At 60.1% G+C, this 16648-nt stretch carries 9 protein-coding genes and 2 pseudogenes; 7 read left to right on the top strand and 4 right to left on the bottom strand.

Going from position 1 to position 16648, the window contains the following annotated elements:
- Window positions 1-53 precede the first annotated feature (53 nt).
- The 4 genes from fdnG to fdhE are packed head-to-tail and all read left to right on the top strand — an operon-like array spanning window position 54 to window position 5562.
- Window positions 54-3110, top strand: a complete 3057-nt coding sequence (gene fdnG, locus BLU11_RS15595; protein ID WP_090274956.1) for a formate dehydrogenase-N subunit alpha — start codon at window positions 54-56, stop codon at window positions 3108-3110.
- A gap of 12 nt (window positions 3111-3122) precedes the next feature.
- The gene (fdxH, locus tag BLU11_RS15590) at window positions 3123-4019 is read left to right on the top strand and encodes a formate dehydrogenase subunit beta (protein ID WP_090274954.1); all 897 of its coding nucleotides are present in this window, start codon (window positions 3123-3125) and stop codon (window positions 4017-4019) included.
- Window positions 4016-4660 carry a formate dehydrogenase subunit gamma gene (locus BLU11_RS15585; RefSeq protein WP_090274951.1) on the top strand — a complete coding sequence of 215 codons (645 nt, stop codon included), beginning with the start codon at window positions 4016-4018 and terminating at the stop codon, window positions 4658-4660. Before fdxH ends, BLU11_RS15585 begins: the two co-directional genes overlap by 4 nt.
- Window positions 4657-5562, top strand: a complete 906-nt coding sequence (gene fdhE / locus BLU11_RS15580) for a formate dehydrogenase accessory protein FdhE (protein WP_090274949.1) — start codon at window positions 4657-4659, stop codon at window positions 5560-5562. Before BLU11_RS15585 ends, fdhE begins: the two co-directional genes overlap by 4 nt.
- Before the next feature lie 153 nt (window positions 5563-5715).
- On the opposite strand, the gene BLU11_RS15575 is transcribed toward fdhE, so the two are convergent.
- The 3 genes from BLU11_RS15575 to putA all read right to left on the bottom strand — a co-directional run bounded on the left by BLU11_RS15575 (window position 5716) and on the right by putA (window position 11008).
- Window positions 5716-6123, bottom strand: coding sequence for a carboxymuconolactone decarboxylase family protein (locus tag BLU11_RS15575; RefSeq protein ID WP_090274948.1), 408 nt, complete (start codon window positions 6121-6123; stop codon window positions 5716-5718).
- 82 nt (window positions 6124-6205) lie between these two features.
- On the bottom strand, window positions 6206-7708 hold the full coding sequence (gene putP / locus BLU11_RS15570) for a sodium/proline symporter PutP (RefSeq protein ID WP_090274945.1): 1503 nt from the start codon (window positions 7706-7708) through the stop codon (window positions 6206-6208).
- A gap of 81 nt (window positions 7709-7789) precedes the next feature.
- Window positions 7790-11008, bottom strand: a complete 3219-nt coding sequence (gene putA, locus BLU11_RS15565; RefSeq protein ID WP_090274943.1) for a bifunctional proline dehydrogenase/L-glutamate gamma-semialdehyde dehydrogenase PutA — start codon at window positions 11006-11008, stop codon at window positions 7790-7792.
- Window positions 11009-11196: 188 nt separating this feature from the next.
- Between putA and BLU11_RS15560 the strand changes: the two genes are divergently transcribed.
- The gene (locus tag BLU11_RS15560) at window positions 11197-11949 is read left to right on the top strand and encodes an AraC family transcriptional regulator (RefSeq protein ID WP_090274941.1); all 753 of its coding nucleotides are present in this window, start codon (window positions 11197-11199) and stop codon (window positions 11947-11949) included.
- Window positions 11950-12147: 198 nt separating this feature from the next.
- Window positions 12148-13015: pseudogene (locus BLU11_RS15555) on the top strand (IS3 family transposase); the annotation flags it as partial.
- A gap of 126 nt (window positions 13016-13141) precedes the next feature.
- On the opposite strand, the pseudogene BLU11_RS15550 reads toward BLU11_RS15555, so the two are convergent.
- A pseudogene (locus BLU11_RS15550) lies at window positions 13142-14070 on the bottom strand (quinone oxidoreductase family protein).
- Between the two features lie 192 nt (window positions 14071-14262).
- On the opposite strand from BLU11_RS15550, the gene BLU11_RS15545 reads away from it, so the two are divergent.
- On the top strand, window positions 14263-16599 hold the full coding sequence (locus tag BLU11_RS15545) for an FdhF/YdeP family oxidoreductase (RefSeq protein ID WP_090274938.1): 2337 nt from the start codon (window positions 14263-14265) through the stop codon (window positions 16597-16599).
- Window positions 16600-16648 lie beyond the last annotated feature (49 nt).

Genomic DNA, 16648 nt, shown 5'->3' with positions numbered 1-16648 from the left:
ACGAAGCTGGAGCAGAAAATATGAGCGCAGATTGCGCCTGATGAGGAAATGACATGGAACTCGGCAGAAGACAGTTCTTCAAGCTATGTGCCGCAGGCGCTGCCACGGCCAGTGCCGCAACGCTGGGCTTTGCTCCCAGTGTCGCCCAGGCCGCGCAGCCCCGGCAATACAAGCTGCTGCGCGCCAAGGAAACCCGTAACAACTGTACCTACTGCTCGGTCGGTTGCGGTGTATTGATGTACAGCCTGGGGGACGGTGCGAAGAACGCCAAGGAGCGGATCTTCCACATCGAGGGCGACCCGGACCACCCGGTCAGCCGTGGCTCGCTGTGCCCCAAGGGCGCCGGCCTGATCGACTATATCCACAGTGAACACCGTCTGCAGTACCCCGAGTACCGCGCGCCGGGTTCCGACAAGTGGGAGCGCATCAGCTGGGACAAGGCGATCAAGCGCATTGCCCGCCTGATCAAGGATGACCGCGACGCCAACTTCATCGAAAAGAACGAGCAGGGCACCACGGTCAACCGTCTGTTGACCACCGGCATGCTGGCCTCCTCGGCGGCGTCCAACGAGACCGGCATGCTCGACTTCTATTTCAGTCGTGCGCTGGGTCTGCTGGGCATGGACTGCCAGGCACGCCTGTGCCACGGCCCGACGGTATCGGCGCTGGCACCAAGCTTCGGCCGCGGAGCCATGACCAACAACTGGGTCGACATCAAGAACGCCAACGTGGTGCTGGTCATGGGCGGCAACCCCGCCGAGGCGCACCCGGTCGGCTTCAAGTGGGCGATCGAGGCCAAGGTGCGCAACGGCGCCAAGCTGATCGTGGTTGACCCGCGCTTCAACCGCAGTGCCGCAGTGGCCGACATGTATTCGCCGATCCGTGCCGGCTCCGACGTCGCCTTCCTCATGGGCGTAGTCAATTACCTGCTGCTCAACGACAAGATCCAGCATGAATACGTCAGGCATTACACCAACGCCAGCCTGATCATCAGCGAGGACTTCCGTTTCGACGAGGGCATCTTCAGCGGCTACGACGAGTCGGTGAAAAAGTACGACCGTACCAGCTGGGGCTACGAGCTGGACGAGAATGGCCATGCCAAACGCGACCTGACGCTGCAGCACCCGCGCTGCGTGCTGAATCTGCTCAAGCAGCACGTCAGCCGCTACACACCTGAGATGGTCACCAGCATCTGCGGTACGCCCAAGGAAGACTTCCTTGAAATCTGCCGGATTCTCGGCGAGACCAGCGCCCGGGACAAGACCGCGACCTTCCTCTATGCGCTGGGCTGGACCCAGCACACCAGCGGCGCGCAGATGATCCGTGGCGCGGCCATGATTCAGCTGCTGCTGGGCAACATCGGCATGGCCGGTGGCGGCATCAACGCCCTGCGCGGTCACTCCAACATCCAGGGGTATACCGACCTGGGGCTGCTGTCGATCCGCCTGCCGGGCTACATGAACCTGCCGACCGACCAGCAGACCGACCTCAAGACCTACCTGGAGCAGACCACGCCGGTGGCCCTGCAGGAAGAACAGGTCAACTACTACAAGAACATCCCGAGTTTCTTTACCAGCCTGATGAAGGACCTCTGGGGCGACAAGGCCACAGCGGAAAACAGCTGGGGTTTCGACTGGCTACCCAAGTGGGACCAGGAATACGACATGCTCAGCATGACCGACCGCATGCGCGAAGGTAAGGTCAACGGCTACATCGTCCAGGGTTTCAACCCGATCGCCGCCATGCCGGACAAGAACAAGGGCATCGCGGCCATGTCGAAGCTCAAGTGGATGGTGGTGATCGATCCGCTGCCCACCGAGACCTCGACCTTCTGGCAGAACCACGGCGAGTTCAACGACGTGGACACCGCCAGCATCCAGACCGAAGTCTTCCGTCTGCCCTCGTCCTGCTTTGCCGAAGAGAACGGCGCCATCGTCAACTCCGGCCGCTGGCTGCAGTGGCACTTCGCTGGTGCCGAGCCGCCGGGCGAAGCCTGGCACGACGGCAAGATCCTCGGGCATCTCTTCATGGCGGTGCGCGACCTGTACGTGGAGGAGGGCGGTGTCTGTCCCGAGCCGATCCTCAACATGAACTGGAATTTTGCCAACCCGCGCGATCCGCAACCGGAAGAGGTCGCCAAGCGCGCCAACGGCTACGCCCTGCAGGATCTGTATGATGACGATGGCAAGCTGCTGGCCCGCAAGGGCGAGCTGCTGTCCGACTTCTCCCTGCTGCGCGACGACGGCTCGACCTCCAGTTATTGCTGGGTGTTCACCGGCTCCTGGACCGAGGAAGGCAACATGATGGCCCGCCGGGACAACACCGATACCGGACTGGGTTGCACGCCGGGCTGGGCCTTTGCCTGGCCGCAGAACCGCCGCATCCTGTACAACCGTGCCTCGGCTGACCCGCAGGGCAAGCCCTGGGATCCGAAACGCAAGATCATGGAATGGAACGGCAGCCGCTGGGTCGGCAGTGACGTGCCGGACTACGGCGCGACCCTGCCGCCAGGCCACGACGCCGGACCGTTCATCATGTTGCCCGAGGGTGTCGGACGGCTGTTTGCCGGTGTCGGTCTGAACGAAGGGCCTTTCCCCGAGCACTACGAGCCGGTCGAGTCGCCGCTGGCGTCCAACCCGCTGCACCGTAATCGCAGGGACAGTACCAACCCGACCATGCGTCTGCTGGCTGACGACGCGGCGCGCATGGGGAGCCGGGAGGACTTCCCCTATGTAGCGACGACCTATTCGATCACCGAGCTGTTCCGCCACTGGACCAAGTTCGCCAAGCTCAACGCCATCGTCCAGCCCGAGCAGTTCGTCGAGATCGGCGAAAAGCTGGCGAAGGAGAAAGGCATCGTCAACGGCGACACGGTCAAGCTCAGCAGCAAGCGCGGCTACATCAAAGGCAAGGCAGTGGTGACCAAGCGCATCCGTGCGCTGCAGGTGGACGGGCAGGAAATTCATCAGATCGGCATACCCTGTCACTGGGGATATGAAGGCGCAACCAAGAAGGGCTTCCTGGCCAACACACTGAGCCCGGGCGTGGGGGATGCAAACAGCAATACCCCGGAATACAAGGCCTTCCTTGTCAACTTGGAAAAGGCTTAAGGGAGCGAACTCATGTCTATGCAATCTCAGGATATCATCCGGCGCTCTGCCACCAACGGTCTGACACCCGCCGCCCAGGTGCGTGACAAGAAGATGGAAGTCGCCAAGCTGATCGACGTGACCACCTGTATCGGCTGCAAGGCCTGTCAGGTGGCCTGCAGTGAATGGAACGACCTGCGCGACGAAGTCGGCGAGAACGTCGGTGTCTACGACAACCCCCGGGACCTGTCGGCAGACACCTGGACGCTGATGCGCTTCGACGAGTATGAGAACGAGGAATCGGGCAAGCTCGAATGGCTGATCCGCAAGGACGGCTGCATGCACTGCGCCGAGCCGGGCTGTCTCACCGCCTGCCCGCAGCCGGGGGCCATCGTGCAGCACGCCAATGGCATCGTCGACTTCATTTCTGAACACTGCATTGGCTGCGGCTACTGCATTGCTGGTTGTCCCTTCGATGTGCCGCGCATCAGCAAGCAGGACAACAAGGCCTACAAGTGCACTCTGTGTTCCGATCGTGTCGCTGTCGGCCAAGAGCCGGCCTGCGTCAAGACCTGTCCGACCGGTGCTATCCGTTTTGGCAGCAAGGAAGACATGCTGCACTACGGTGAGGAGCGGGTTGACGAGCTCAAGGGTAGGGGCTTTGCCGGTGCCGGTATCTATGATCCAGCAGGCGTCGGCGGTACGCACGTAGTCTACGTACTGCAGCATGCCGACAAACCGGAGCTGTATCACAAGCTGCCTACCGACCCGCGTATCAGCAGCGCCATTCATGGCTGGAAGGGCTGGCTCAAGCCCGTGGCTGCCATCGCCTTCCTCGCGACCCTCGGTGGCACCCTGTTCCACTATGTGGGCGTGGGCGCGCAGACGGTGGATGAAGATGAAACGGATGACGAGGAGACCAAGGCATGAATAAGCGCACTAGCCTTCTACGTACCCCTTACACGGTGCGTATCTGCCACTGGCTGATGGTGATCTGTTTCTTCTTTGTCGCCATGTCCGGCCTGTCGTGGTTCTTCCCGTCACTGAACTGGCTGAACAACCTGCTGGGCGGCCCCCAGCTGGCGCGTATCCTGCACCCCTTCCTGGGTGTGGCGATCTTTGTGTTCCTGCTGTACATGTTCTTCCGTCTGGTTGGTCACAACCTGCCTGAAAAAGGCGACGGCAAATGGTTCGCCAACGTTGGCAAGGTAGCGAAGGGCGAGCATGTCGAAGAACTGGATACCGGCAAGTACAACGCCGGCCAGAAGCTGCTGTTCTGGGGCATCATGGGCTTGATCAGCGTGCTGCTGATCAGCGGCGTGGTGATCTGGCGGCCCTGGTTTGCGCCGCTGTTCTCCATTCCACTGATTCGCATCGGTCTGTTTGTCCACGCCCTTGCCGGTGTGCTGCTGATGTTGCTGATCATCGGCCATATCTACCTGGCGTTCTGGGTCAAGGGCTCGGTTGACAGCATGTCCAGCGGCTACGTCAGCCGTAAGTGGGCGCGTACCCACCATCCACGCTGGTATCGCCAGGTCACCGGTGACAGCGCCAGAAAGGAACGCTCATGAGCAGTATCAAACTGGTACCGGTGCAGGAGCCTACCGGTGGTGTGAAACACATCGCCCCGCTGCTGCTGCCCCAGCTCAACCAGCACTATCAGGCCCGGGCCGAGCGGCTCGGGGTCCTGGCCAAAGAGCATGTCATGGGCGACTACCTGCAGTTCACCGCCGCACTGGTTGCCGCCCAGCAGCAGGTCATCGATGAACTGCCCCTGCCGGATACGGCCAACGCCCGTATCGAGCTGATCGACGGTCAGGCTCCCCTGGCCTGGAACAAGCTGCAGCGGGATGCCTACTGGCAGCAGGCGCTGGGGCTACTGATCGACAAGCTGCGCGCCGAGGCCAACCCCGAGACCTTGGCGGTACTCGACGAGCTGCAGGGCAGCAGTGCCGCACAGCTGGAGCAGTGGGCCGGTTACCTGCTGGCCGGCAACTTTGCCGAGGTCGGCAGTGGCCGTGCGCTGTTGTTGTGGAGTGCGCTGTCGCTGTACTGGATTCAGCTTGCCGCACGCTTGCCCTTCGAAGCCGTCGCCGAGCTGGGTGAGCAGCGCCAGTTCTGCCCGGTCTGTGCCAGCGCACCCAGTGCCAGCGTGATATTGGGTGGCGACCAGGCCGGATTGCGTTACCTGCATTGCGGCCTGTGCGAAAGCCGCTGGCATATGGTGCGGATCAAGTGCAGCAACTGCGAGCAGAGCGAGAAGCTGGAATACTGGTCACTGGAAACCCGCGAAGCGCCGCTCAAGGCAGAGAGCTGCGGGGACTGCAACAGCTACCTGAAGGTCCTCCACCTCGACCGTGCAAAGCACCAGGAAGTCGTCGCCGACGACCTGGCCTCGCTGGCACTGGATGCGGAAATGGAACAGGAAGGCTTCGGACGCAGCGGCCTCAACCCCCTGTTGTTCCCGGGCTGACCACCGGGAGCACCACTCGCGGAAAGCACGGGTGTCCCCCTCCCGGGAACGAAAAGCATCGAGCCGGGCAGGTATGGAGTGTCGAGTTCCATCTCGACACAGCTCTTCCGCCGCACCCCAACCGGCCGGGATGGAACCCGGCCCTCCACGACCTCAATCCTGCGGTGTAACACTCACCCCCTGCTCGGCAAACACCTCCTGCGCCACCTTCAGCGCATTCAGCGCCCGGGGGAAGCCCACGTAGGGAATCAGGTGCATGATGCACCCGGCAATCTCATCCGCCGTCAGCCCCACGTTCAGACCGGTAATCACATGCATGCCAATCTGCGGTGTACCCTGTGCTACCAGTGCGGAAATGGTGGTCAGCACTTTCTGTTTGTTATCCAGACCCGGGCGGGCATAGATGTCGCCAAAGGCGAACTCCACCACCAGTTTGGTCAGATCAGGAGCAATATCCTTGAAGCTTTCGCCTACTTCCATATGCCCGGTCGGGCTGTTGGCGTCGGCAACTGTCAGTTCCTTCAGTTTGTCCATGCCCTTCTGGTAGCGGTCGGTGCTCATCTTGCTCTCCTGGTTCGGTGTGTCTGTCGGGAAACGATAGCGGCGCCCGCAGGCGCCGCTATAGGTAGTACATGTTACCTGCTTAGTGCTGGGATTCCATGGTGTCGAACTCTGCCTGAATTTCCTCGTCGTGAGGTGTCTTGATCAGCAGGGAAACAACAATGGCGACCACTGTACAGGCCAGGAAGCCGGGCACGATCTCGTACATCAGCGCCTGCAGGCTGGCGATGTTGCCCCAGATACCCACTACCACCGCACCGGTGATCATGCCGGCCAGCGCGCCCATTGCGGTGAGTTTGCGCCAGAACAGCGACAGCAGGATGATCGGGCCGAAGGCCGCGCCAAATCCTGCCCAGGCGAAGGCCACCAGGCCAAGAATGTTGGAGCGTGGGTCAATGGCCAGCAGTGCGGCGATCACCGCGACCGTCAGTACCCCCAGACGACCCAGACGAACCTGTTGCAGTGCGGTCAGGTCCTTGCCGAAGATCTTGTACAGGTCTTCAACCAGTGCCGAGGAGCAGACGATCAGCTGTGAAGAAACCGTCGACATGATCGCCGCCAGTACCGCTGCCAATACCAAGCCGGCTACCAGCGGGTGGAACAGAATCTGCGACAGCAGCAGGAACACGGTTTCCGGGTTATCCAGAACCTCGTTGCTGGTGTGGAAATAGCCAACACCGATCAGGCCGGTGAAGACCGCGCCGCTGGCCACCAGAATCATCCAGCCGATACCGATGCGGCGACCGGCCTTGGCATCCGCCGAAGAACGCAGGGCCATGAAGCGCACGATGATGTGCGGCTGGCCGAAGTAGCCCAGCCCCCAGGAAGCGGCCGAGATGATGGCCAGCAGGCTGCCGCCGAACAACAGCGAGGTGCGGTGCAGTTCGTCACCCGGATTGGCCAGGTTGTGGGCGGCATCCGCAGCGTGGATGGCGTCGATCGTCTCACCCAGGCCGCCCATGCCGATGACGGTGAGCACCGGCACTATGATCAGCGCAGCCAGCATCAACAACCCCTGCACCACGTCGGTCAGCGAAGCGCCGAGAAAACCACCGAACAGCGTGTAGGTCAGGGTGATCCCGGATACCAGCAGCATGCCGAACAGGTACGGGGTATTGAACGACGCCTCGAAGAACACCCCGCCAGCGACCATCCCTGATGACACATAGAAGGTGAAGAACACCAGAATGATGACGCCGGAGGCGATACGCAGCAGACGGGTCTTGTCCTTGAAACGGTTCTCCATGAAGCTCGGCACGGTGATCGAGTTGTTGGAGACTTCCGTGTAGGAGCGCAGCCGCGGTGCCACGAAACGCCAGTTGAGATAGGCACCGATGGTCAGGCCGATGGCGATCCAGGCTTCCACCAGGCCCGAGGCGTAAATGGCCCCCGGCAGACCCATCAACAGCCAGCCGGACATGTCTGATGCACCGGCGGACAGTGCCGCGACACCCGGAGAGAGTTTGCGGCCGGCCAGCATATAGTCATCCAGGTCGGTGGTCTGGCGATAGGCGTAATAGCCGATGCCCAGCATCGTCAGGAAGTACAGGCCGATGGCGACCAGCTGAAAGGATTGTTCGGTCATGGGAATGCCCTCTGCTGTGGGGAGGCCCCGCAGGCGGGGTCGGAGTTATTGTTGTTATCCAGCATTGAAATTGCTCCTTGCTCAGTCATCGCCCTGCGCCAGCAGGCTGGCATTGCCACCTATCGCCGCAGTATTGATGGTACGGGTTCGCTCAGTGACAAAACGCAGCAGGTAATGCGGTCCGCCTGCCTTGGGGCCCGTACCGGAAAGCCCCATGCCACCAAAGGGCTGAACGCCCACAACAGCACCAATCATATTACGATTGATATACACATTGCCCACACGAATGCGTTTATCTATGTCGGCAGCAAAACCTTCATTGCGGCTCTGAATGCCGAAGGTCAGACCAAATCCGCTACGGTTGATGCTCTCGACCACCTGCATGACATCGGTCGAGGCGTAACGAACGATATGCAGCACCGGGCCAAAATGCTCGCTGGTCAGCTCATCTATGCTGTCCAGCCGGATAGCCACAGGTGCCACGAAGTCACCCTGTGACCATGCCGCAGGTACCTTGGTTTCGGCCAGAACCCGGCCTAGCTGACGGTAATGCTCAACATGTGCCTGCAGCTTTCCCCGGGCCTGGGCGTCAATCACCGGGCCGACATCGGTGGCCAGCTCGCGCGGATCACCCAGTTTCAGTTCCTGCATGGCGCCGGCCAGCAGTTCTTCTACCTTGTCGGCGATATCGTCCTGCAGGAACAGCACCCGCAGGGCGGAGCAACGCTGCCCGGCGCTGGCAAAGGAGGACTCCAGCACGTCCGCCACCACCTGTTCCGGCAGGGCGGTGGAGTCGACCAGCATGGCGTTCTGGCCGCCGGTTTCGGCCACCAGCGTGGCCAGCGGGCCAGACTCGCGTTGGGCCAGGCCGAGATTGATCTGTTGGGCGGTGCCGGTGGAGCCGGTAAACACTACCCCGACCACTCGCGGGTCACTGGTGAGCAGGGGGCCGAGCTCCTTGCCGGAGCCGGGCAGCAGTTGCAATACATCACGGGGCACGCCGGCTTCATGCATCAACTCGATGCAGCGGTGGGCCGCCAGTGAGGTCTGTTCGGCGGGTTTGGCCAGTACCGCATTGCCCGCCGCCACGGCTGCCGATATCTGCCCGAGAAAGATCGCCACTGGGAAGTTCCACGGGCTGATGGCGACGAACACGCCCTTGCCGGTGAGGTAGAGCTCATTGGATTCACCGGTAGGGCCGGGCAGCAGAGTGGGCTGGCCCATCTTCTGCTCGGCCTGATCGGCATAGTAGCGGCAGAAGTCCACCGCCTCACGGATCTCGGCGATCCCGTCTTTGAGCTGTTTGCCGGCTTCACGGGCACAGAGCGCCATCAGCTCGGCAAAATGCATCTCCAGCAAGTCGGCCAAGCGGCGCAGACAGGCGGCACGTTCGGTCACCGCAACTGCATTCCAGCGCGGAAAGGCCAAGACCGCGGCGTCCAGCGCCTGGGGCACCTGTTCAGGGCTGGTCCACTGGATCTGCCCCACCTGCTGTTGCCGATCAAAGGGACTGGTGACCGCCTGAGTTGGCCCCGGCGCGGCGTTGATGGCAGCAGCCAGTAAAGGTCCGCCCTGCCACTGATGTTGATTCCAGGGTTGCATGGCCTGGAGCAGAGGTTCGAGCTGGCTGTTGATCATCAGGTTAAGCCCCTTGGCATTCGGGCGCTGCGGGCCATAAAGATCGTGGGGCAGAGGAATCGCGGTATTGCGGTAGTTTGCCTTGCCGGCCAGGGCTTCCAGCGGGTGGCGGCACAGCTGGGCCACAGGTACGTCTTCATCAACCAACTGGTGCACGAAGGACGAGTTGGCCCCATTTTCCAGCAAGCGGCGCACCAGATAGGGCAGCAGATCCTTGTGCGCCCCCACGGGCGCATAGATGCGGCAGTAGCTCCCAGCTGGCGCCAGTTGCAGCGCCTGTTTGTAGAGCGCCTCGCCCATGCCGTGCAGCCGCTGAAACTCGATCGGTCGATCACCGGCCATGGCGAGCAGGCAGATGATAGTGTGGGCATTATGAGTGGCGAACTGGGGAAACAGGCGGCCCCGGTTGATGTCCGCGAGCAGGTAGCGGGCACAGGCCAGATAGGCGATGTCGGTATTGGCCTTGCGGGTAAATACCGGGTAGTTGGGCAGCCCTTCAATCTGCGCCAGCTTGATTTCGGTATCCCAGTAGGCGCCCTTGACCAGGCGCACCGGAATCTCGTCACCCTGTTCGGCGGCCAGTTTGGTCAGCCAGTGCAGTACCGGCAAGGCGCGCTTGGAATAGGCCTGCACCACCAGCCCCAGCTTGCCCCAGCCCTTGGCCTGCTGACGGTAGACCTGCTCCAGCAGCTCCAGAGACAGCTCCAGCCGGTCCGCCTCTTCGGCGTCCAGGGTGATCGCCACATCCAGCTCACGAGCGCGGGTCACCAGCTGGGCCAAGGTGGCGCCGAGTTCTTTCAATACCCGCTCACGCTGGCTGCGCTCATAACGCGGGTGCAGGGCCGACAATTTGATCGAAATGGAAGGTGCCGCAGCGCCGGCAGTGGCCTTGGCATTGGCCTGGCCGACGCGCTCGATGGCATCCAGATAGGCAGCGAAATAACGCTGGGCATCCTCACGGGTGCGGGCCGCTTCGCCAAGCATGTCGAAGGAATAGGTGTAGCCCTGTTTGAACAGGGATTTGCCGTTGTTCAGCGCCTCGGGCAGGTTGCGTCCGAGTACGAACTGGTGCCCCATCAGCTTCATGGCATGGGACATGACCTGACGCACCACCGGTTCACCCAGGCGGCTGACCAGACGATTGAGGACCGGCACCGGCTGGTCGTCGCGCGGGTCCATCTTCACCAGCCCCTTGGTCAGTATCAGCCCCCAGGTGGAGGCATTGACCAGCAGCGAGTCGCTCTGCCCCAGATGGCTTTTCCAGTCAGCCACCGACAGCTTGTCGCGAATCAGTGCTTCTGCGGTACGTGAGTCAGGAATGCGCAGCAGCGCTTCGGCCAGACACATCAGCAGTACGCCTTCCTGGGTGTCGAGGCTGTACTGCTGCAGTAGTTGATCCAGGCTGTCGACGGCATCACCCTGGCTGCGTACCCGCTGGACCAGAACCGCCGTGCTCTGGTGCAGTTGCTTAATGTGGGCTGGCTGATGATCGAGCAGCTGGATCAGCTCGGGCATCAGGGTGTCTTCATCCACCATGTAATACTGGCTGGCCTTTTGGGCCAGTTGCTGCAGGTTCTGCTGCTCCAGATCCGGATGCAGCAACTCGTCAGCTGTGCTGTGATGTTGGGTATTCTGATCGTACAGCGGGTGAGGTAAAGGCATGGCGCACCTTCTGTTTTTTGATTTGATCCGCAGTGTGGTCGCAAGCGGCGAGCAAAGTCTTGATCAGAACTCGGTAGTTTTTGTTTGAGGTTCAGAAGGATGAGGCGCCCCAATGCCCTTGATTGTGTCCAAATGCGTCTGGCCTCACTATAGTTGATTGTTACCGATCTCGCGGAAAAGGAGCTGGTATGCAGGCTATCATCCGTCATTGCACGCTGCCGACCAGCGGCGTGCACCATGACCACCCATGGCATCAGATGGTCATTGCCCTGTCCGGCCAGGCTGAATTCGAGATCGCCGGCCACGGCGGGCGTGTGGATGCCATGCATGGCTGTCTGGTGCCTGCGGGTGAGGTGCACTTCTATGAAGGCACTGGGGATAATCGCCATGTGGTGCTGGATCACTACAACCCCGACTCTGCCGAACTGGAGCGCCTGTTTGACCGGCCGCGCTATTTCACGGCCGACGCCAGCCTGCGCCTGCTGCTGAGTTTTATCGATCAGGAAGAAAGCCTGTGGCAGGGGTCCACATTGGCGGCAGAGGGTATGGCCCAGGTCATCATTTCCAGTCTGCATCAACGCCTTTTCGATCACACGCCGCGTCTGCCTGCGGTGTCGCAGCGTCTGAATCTGCTGCAACTGGATAACTATATTCAGCAGCACCTGGCCGAACCTTTGACGGTGGAGCAGTTGGCACAGGTGGCGTGTGTCAGTACCGGACACTTTCACCAGCTGTTCAGACAGGCCACAGGTACAACCCCTGCCCATTATTTACTGCAGGCTCGTCTGGAGCGCGCCCGTGATCTTTTACTGGAAACCCGCCTGGCCCCCGGCTGCATTGCCGAGCAGGTGGGCTTTTCCAGCCAGAGTGCGCTGACTCATGCCTTTCGGCGTCATTGGGGAAGTACGCCCGGGGGGATCAGGCGTTTGGGGGGAGAGTGAAACTTCGGAGGCCAATCCGGTACGGCGGTCAGCGATCATTTTGATTGAGGTGGTTCGGCTTTAAGCTATACCCAGTTACGACGAGCGCTCTACCAAAACGGTACATTGAGCCGAGACACTTCATGGCAAGGCAAACATTACAGATGCATAGTCCTCGCCCCCGACTCCCGGACCGATCGCCTGGGAGCTAGTCTGGCCGGCACCCCGGCGCCGCAACAAACCCTGAACGCCTTCGTTGACGAGTACCGTGACCGCTACGGAGTCGATCTGTCGCGTTACCCAGATCGCTCCGTCCGGTTACTACCTGCATGCCGCCAAAGCCCGTCAACCCGAACTGCGAAGCGCCCGTGCCAAGCAGGACGAGCTGTTGAGCGATGAAATCCAACGCGTCTGGGATGAGAATATGCAGTGCTATGGCGTCGTGAAAGTCTGGAAGCAACTCAAGCGGGAGGGCATTGATATTGCTCGATGCACGGTACAGCGGCTGATGCGTCAGCTGGGCCTGCAGGGCGTTCGTCACGGTCATGTGATCCGCACCACCATCCCGAATGAGAACGCGATTTGTCCGCTGGATAGGGTCCAACGCCAGTTCCATGCGGATCGACCCAATCAGCTATGGGTGTCCGACTTTACTTATGTTTCAACGTGGCAAGGCTGACTCTACGTCGCCTTCGTGATCGATGTCTTTGCCCGGCGAATCGTTGGCTGGCGGGTGAGCAACAGCATGCGAACAGACTTCGTTCTGGATGCCCTGGAGCAAGCGCTGCACGCTCGACAGCCGAGCCGCATGGACGGCCTGATACACCATAGCGACAGGGGTAGCCAATACGTCTCCATCCGATACACCGAGCGTCTCGCTGAGGCAGGCATAGATCCCTCTGGAGGCAAAGGCGATAGCTATGACAACGCTTTGGCTGAAACCATCAACGGGTTATACAAAGCGGAGCTGATTTATCGGCAGTCCTGGCCTAGTCGCGAAGCAGTGGAAATCGCCACTTAGAAATGGGTTCACTGGTACAACCGCCAGCGGTTGCTGAGTTCGATTGGGTATATACCACCGGCATAAGCCGAGGCAAACTTCTACCAGCAACAATCCGGTCAGACCATTGGCGGCCTGACTTAAACGAAATGGCCTCCATAAAACCCGGTGTGATTCACTGGGGTAAATTGGTCGCGTTCGACTTGTGTATGCTCAAGATTCACTAACCCTTGCGTAGATTTTTGCGTGTGGGCCATTTACCTGTGATTCCCAAGCTTTTGGTGTCTCGTCGAAGTCAAACTCGGCATAGTCCACAGTGATATTCTCCGTGGTGGTGATATCCAGTAAGCGTTCCCAGATTTTGCGACGATCCGCCGGAGGGCGCTGACCGGTACCGATGCATGAAAGCGTTCTGAATAAAAGATCAGCTATATCCAGGTTGAGTTGCCGTCCCGCACCGGTGCCGACGGTAACGATGCGTGCTCCCCACCGCGTTGCCTTCAATGCATTTAGCATGGGTTGACCACATACCAGATCAAGCACTACGTCGTAACCTTCTCCGGCTTCGGCCTTGAGTGCCGCCACATCAGTTTCGTCGCCTTTTAGGCAGACCGTCGCGTCGGTGATTCCCCGCTCTTTCAAGCGTGCCAGAGCCGCTTCGCTTCTGCCTGCGGCAACGACCTTGCCTGCTCCCAGATAACGGGCAAGCTGTAAGGCGATCTGCCCGAGCGTGCCGGTACCGCCGAGGATCAATACGGTCTCACCGGGCTGAATCTTTGCGGTTTCCAGCGGAATCAACGCGCCGGTTGCGGCGATACCCATGGTGATGGCGGTGCGGTCATCGATATGGTCCGGCACATCCCAGACTTCTTCGGCAGGGACCAGCGTGCGTTCGGCCCAAGCGCCAAAAGGCAGTACAGAACGTTCGCCGAAGTACACTCGCTTTCCACCGTGCGACCGACGCCCTCGCCCCGGATGACGCAGGGGTAGGCTACGCCCAATCGATACGCGCCGAGCACGTCCCAGCCGCCGAGGCCTGCAGTCTCAACATCGATCAGTATCGCGCCGTCCTGGGCTTCCGGTTCCTTAAAGTCCTGCTTGACGGGAAGGGCGCCGCGTTCGGTAATGACAGCTGCTTTCATTGTTATCTCCTGTTGCCGACAAATGCGCGAGAGGGAACCTCCAGCTGATGTCGGGCATGTTTATCCGCTGTAGCAGGATATTATTCTGTAGTAAGATTGGTATTCTGTAAAAAGAACGGGGCGTGGCGAATGCAGGATTTCTAAAGTCTCTTCGCGATACTCTGACCCAAGCACCCGCACTTGGTGAATCGGATGAGTTGGTTACATAACCGCAAAACGCAGTTCAAAATCTACAATGGCCCGGCAGCTGGCTGGGGTGCGTTGCTTAGCGTTACCCATGCGTGGCTGAACAGCGAACAGCCCATCAAGAACGTCAAGGCGTTACTCAGAACCAATCAACACGGAGGCTTTGATTGCCCCGGTTGCGCCTGGGGCGATCCACCAGATTCCGGCGCGGTCAAATTCTGTGAAAATGGCGCCAAGGCGATCAATTGGGAAGCGACCAGCCGCCGCGTGGACGCCACGTTTTTCGCCCGGCACAGCGTCACCCAGTTGCGTGAGCAAAGTGACTACTGGCTTGAATACCAGGGACGCTTGACGGAACCGGTGCGCTACGACGCAGCGACCGATCGGTATCTTCCGATCAGTTGGGATGCTGCGTTTGCGGTGATTGCCGGCCACCTCAATCATCTCGAATCTCCGGATCAGGCTGAATTTTATACGTCGGGTCGCGCCAGCAACGAGGCGGCTTTTCTCTACCAGTTGTTCGCCCGTGCCTACGGTACCAATAATTTTCCCGATTGCTCGAACATGTGCCATGAGGCGAGCGGTGTAGCGCTGAACGGGAGTCTGGGAACGGGCAAGGGCACGGTGACCTTCGAAGACTTCGAGCACGCCGATGCCATATTCGTTCTGGGACAGAATCCTGGCACTAATCACCCACGCATGCTTGAGCCGCTGCGGGATGCCGTCAGGCGCGGCGCGAAGGTGGTGTGTTTCAACCCATTGAAGGAGCGCGGGCTGGAGCGATTTCAGCATCCGCAGAAGATGTCGGAAATGCTCACCAACCGATCGAAACCGATGCATACGGATTTCTTTCAACCGGCGCTGGGTGGTGATATGGCCATTCTCCGAGGCATGGCAAAATTCCTTTTGGCATGGGAAAGAGATGCGCAACGCCGCGGGGTTTCCGGCGTACTGGACGATGACTTCATCCTCCTGCAGACCGATGGATTTGCCGCCTATCTTGAGGTACTGGACGCCACCGATTGGGCGCATATCGTTGAGCAATCAGGCCTGAGTCTGGGTCAGATCGAGAGGGCCGCCAAGCTCTATTGCGAGGCTTCCAACGTCATCTTCTGCTGGGCGATGGGCATCACCCAACATCATCACGGCGTGGCGACTATTCAGGAAATAGTAAACCTGCAGCTATTGCGCGGGAACGTCGGTCGCCTGGGCGCTGGCCTCTGCCCTGTGCGCGGGCACAGCAACGTTCAGGGTGACCGCACCATGGGCATCAACGAAAGGCCGCCGCAGGAATTCCTCGACCGGTTGGCGGAGAGCTTTAGTTTCGAGCCGCCACGCGGCAATGGCCATAACACCGTTGAAGCTATCCACGCCATGCTGAAGGGCGAAGCCCGTGTGTTTGTAGCTTTGGGGGGTAACTTTGCGCAAGCCACGCCCGACAGCGTGTTGACTCATCAGGCGCTGAGGAACTGTGCGCTGACGGTGCAGATCAGCACCAAGCTCAATCGTAGCCATCTGATGGTGGGCAGGGACGCCCTGATTCTACCGTGTCTTGGCAGAACGGATATCGATCAACAGGCAGCAGGCGCACAATGCGTCACCGTTGAGGATTCCTTCAGCATGGTGCACGCATCGTTTGGGCAACTAGAGCCTCTATCAAAGCAGATGCGCTCGGAACCCTGGATCATAGCCGGCATCGCCGAGGCCACGCTGGGCAATCATCCCGTGAGCTGGCAGGCGATGCGTGACGACTATCGGCTGATCCGGGACGCGATTGCCCGGACGGTGCCCGGTTTCGATCAGTTTGAAGACCGTCTGAAACAGCCTGGAGGCTTTCACTTGCCCAACTCGGCCAGCCAGCGTGTGTGGCGTACCAGCACCGAGAAGGCGCGTTTTTCAGCTACCTTCCTGCCGGATAGTCTGGTTCACGAGAAGGTGCGGGCCAGTGGGCAGCGCCACGATCTGATTGTCCAGAGCTTGCGCTCTCACGATCAGTACAACACCACGATATACAGCCTGAACGACCGCTATAGGGGCGTATCCGGGCAGCGCGAAGTATTGTTCATCAACCAGGCGGACATTGACCGGCTGGGCTTCGAGGCCGGCGAGAAGGTTGATCTGGTTTCGTTGTGGGATGACAGGGTTGAACGGAAAGTCAAAGGGTTCACGCTGCTTCCCTACGATATTCCTGAAGGGCAGGCGGCGGCTTACTATCCTGAGATAAATCCGCTGGTTCCGCTGGACAGTTTCGGCGTGGACAGTTTCACCCCGGCATCAAAATTTATACCGATCAAACTGTTGCCTGGAGAGAGGGGAGCGAAGCTCGAATTAACTGAAGCCTGAAAGCTTCATGCGTTGCATTATTCCCATTCGATTTCAGTGAGTCCTGGTA

It is taken from the genome of Halopseudomonas litoralis (genome assembly GCF_900105005.1).
In the GTDB taxonomy this organism is placed as follows: Bacteria; Pseudomonadota; Gammaproteobacteria; order Pseudomonadales; family Pseudomonadaceae; genus Halopseudomonas; species Halopseudomonas litoralis.
Note: the sequence above shows the minus strand (reverse complement) of the source record. Positions and strands in the feature narration are given on the sequence as shown.

Coding starts and splice junctions, on each gene's coding strand:
- fdnG (WP_090274956.1), top strand. CDS start 54: ATGGAACTCGGCAGAAGACAGTTCTTCAAGCTATGTGCCGCAGGCGCT.
- fdxH (WP_090274954.1), top strand. CDS start 3,123: ATGTCTATGCAATCTCAGGATATCATCCGGCGCTCTGCCACCAACGGT.
- BLU11_RS15585 (WP_090274951.1), top strand. CDS start 4,016: ATGAATAAGCGCACTAGCCTTCTACGTACCCCTTACACGGTGCGTATC.
- fdhE (WP_090274949.1), top strand. CDS start 4,657: ATGAGCAGTATCAAACTGGTACCGGTGCAGGAGCCTACCGGTGGTGTG.
- BLU11_RS15575 (WP_090274948.1), bottom strand. CDS start 6,123: ATGAGCACCGACCGCTACCAGAAGGGCATGGACAAACTGAAGGAACTG.
- putP (WP_090274945.1), bottom strand. CDS start 7,708: ATGACCGAACAATCCTTTCAGCTGGTCGCCATCGGCCTGTACTTCCTG.
- putA (WP_090274943.1), bottom strand. CDS start 11,008: ATGCCTTTACCTCACCCGCTGTACGATCAGAATACCCAACATCACAGC.
- BLU11_RS15560 (WP_090274941.1), top strand. CDS start 11,197: ATGCAGGCTATCATCCGTCATTGCACGCTGCCGACCAGCGGCGTGCAC.
- BLU11_RS15545 (WP_090274938.1), top strand. CDS start 14,263: ATGAGTTGGTTACATAACCGCAAAACGCAGTTCAAAATCTACAATGGC.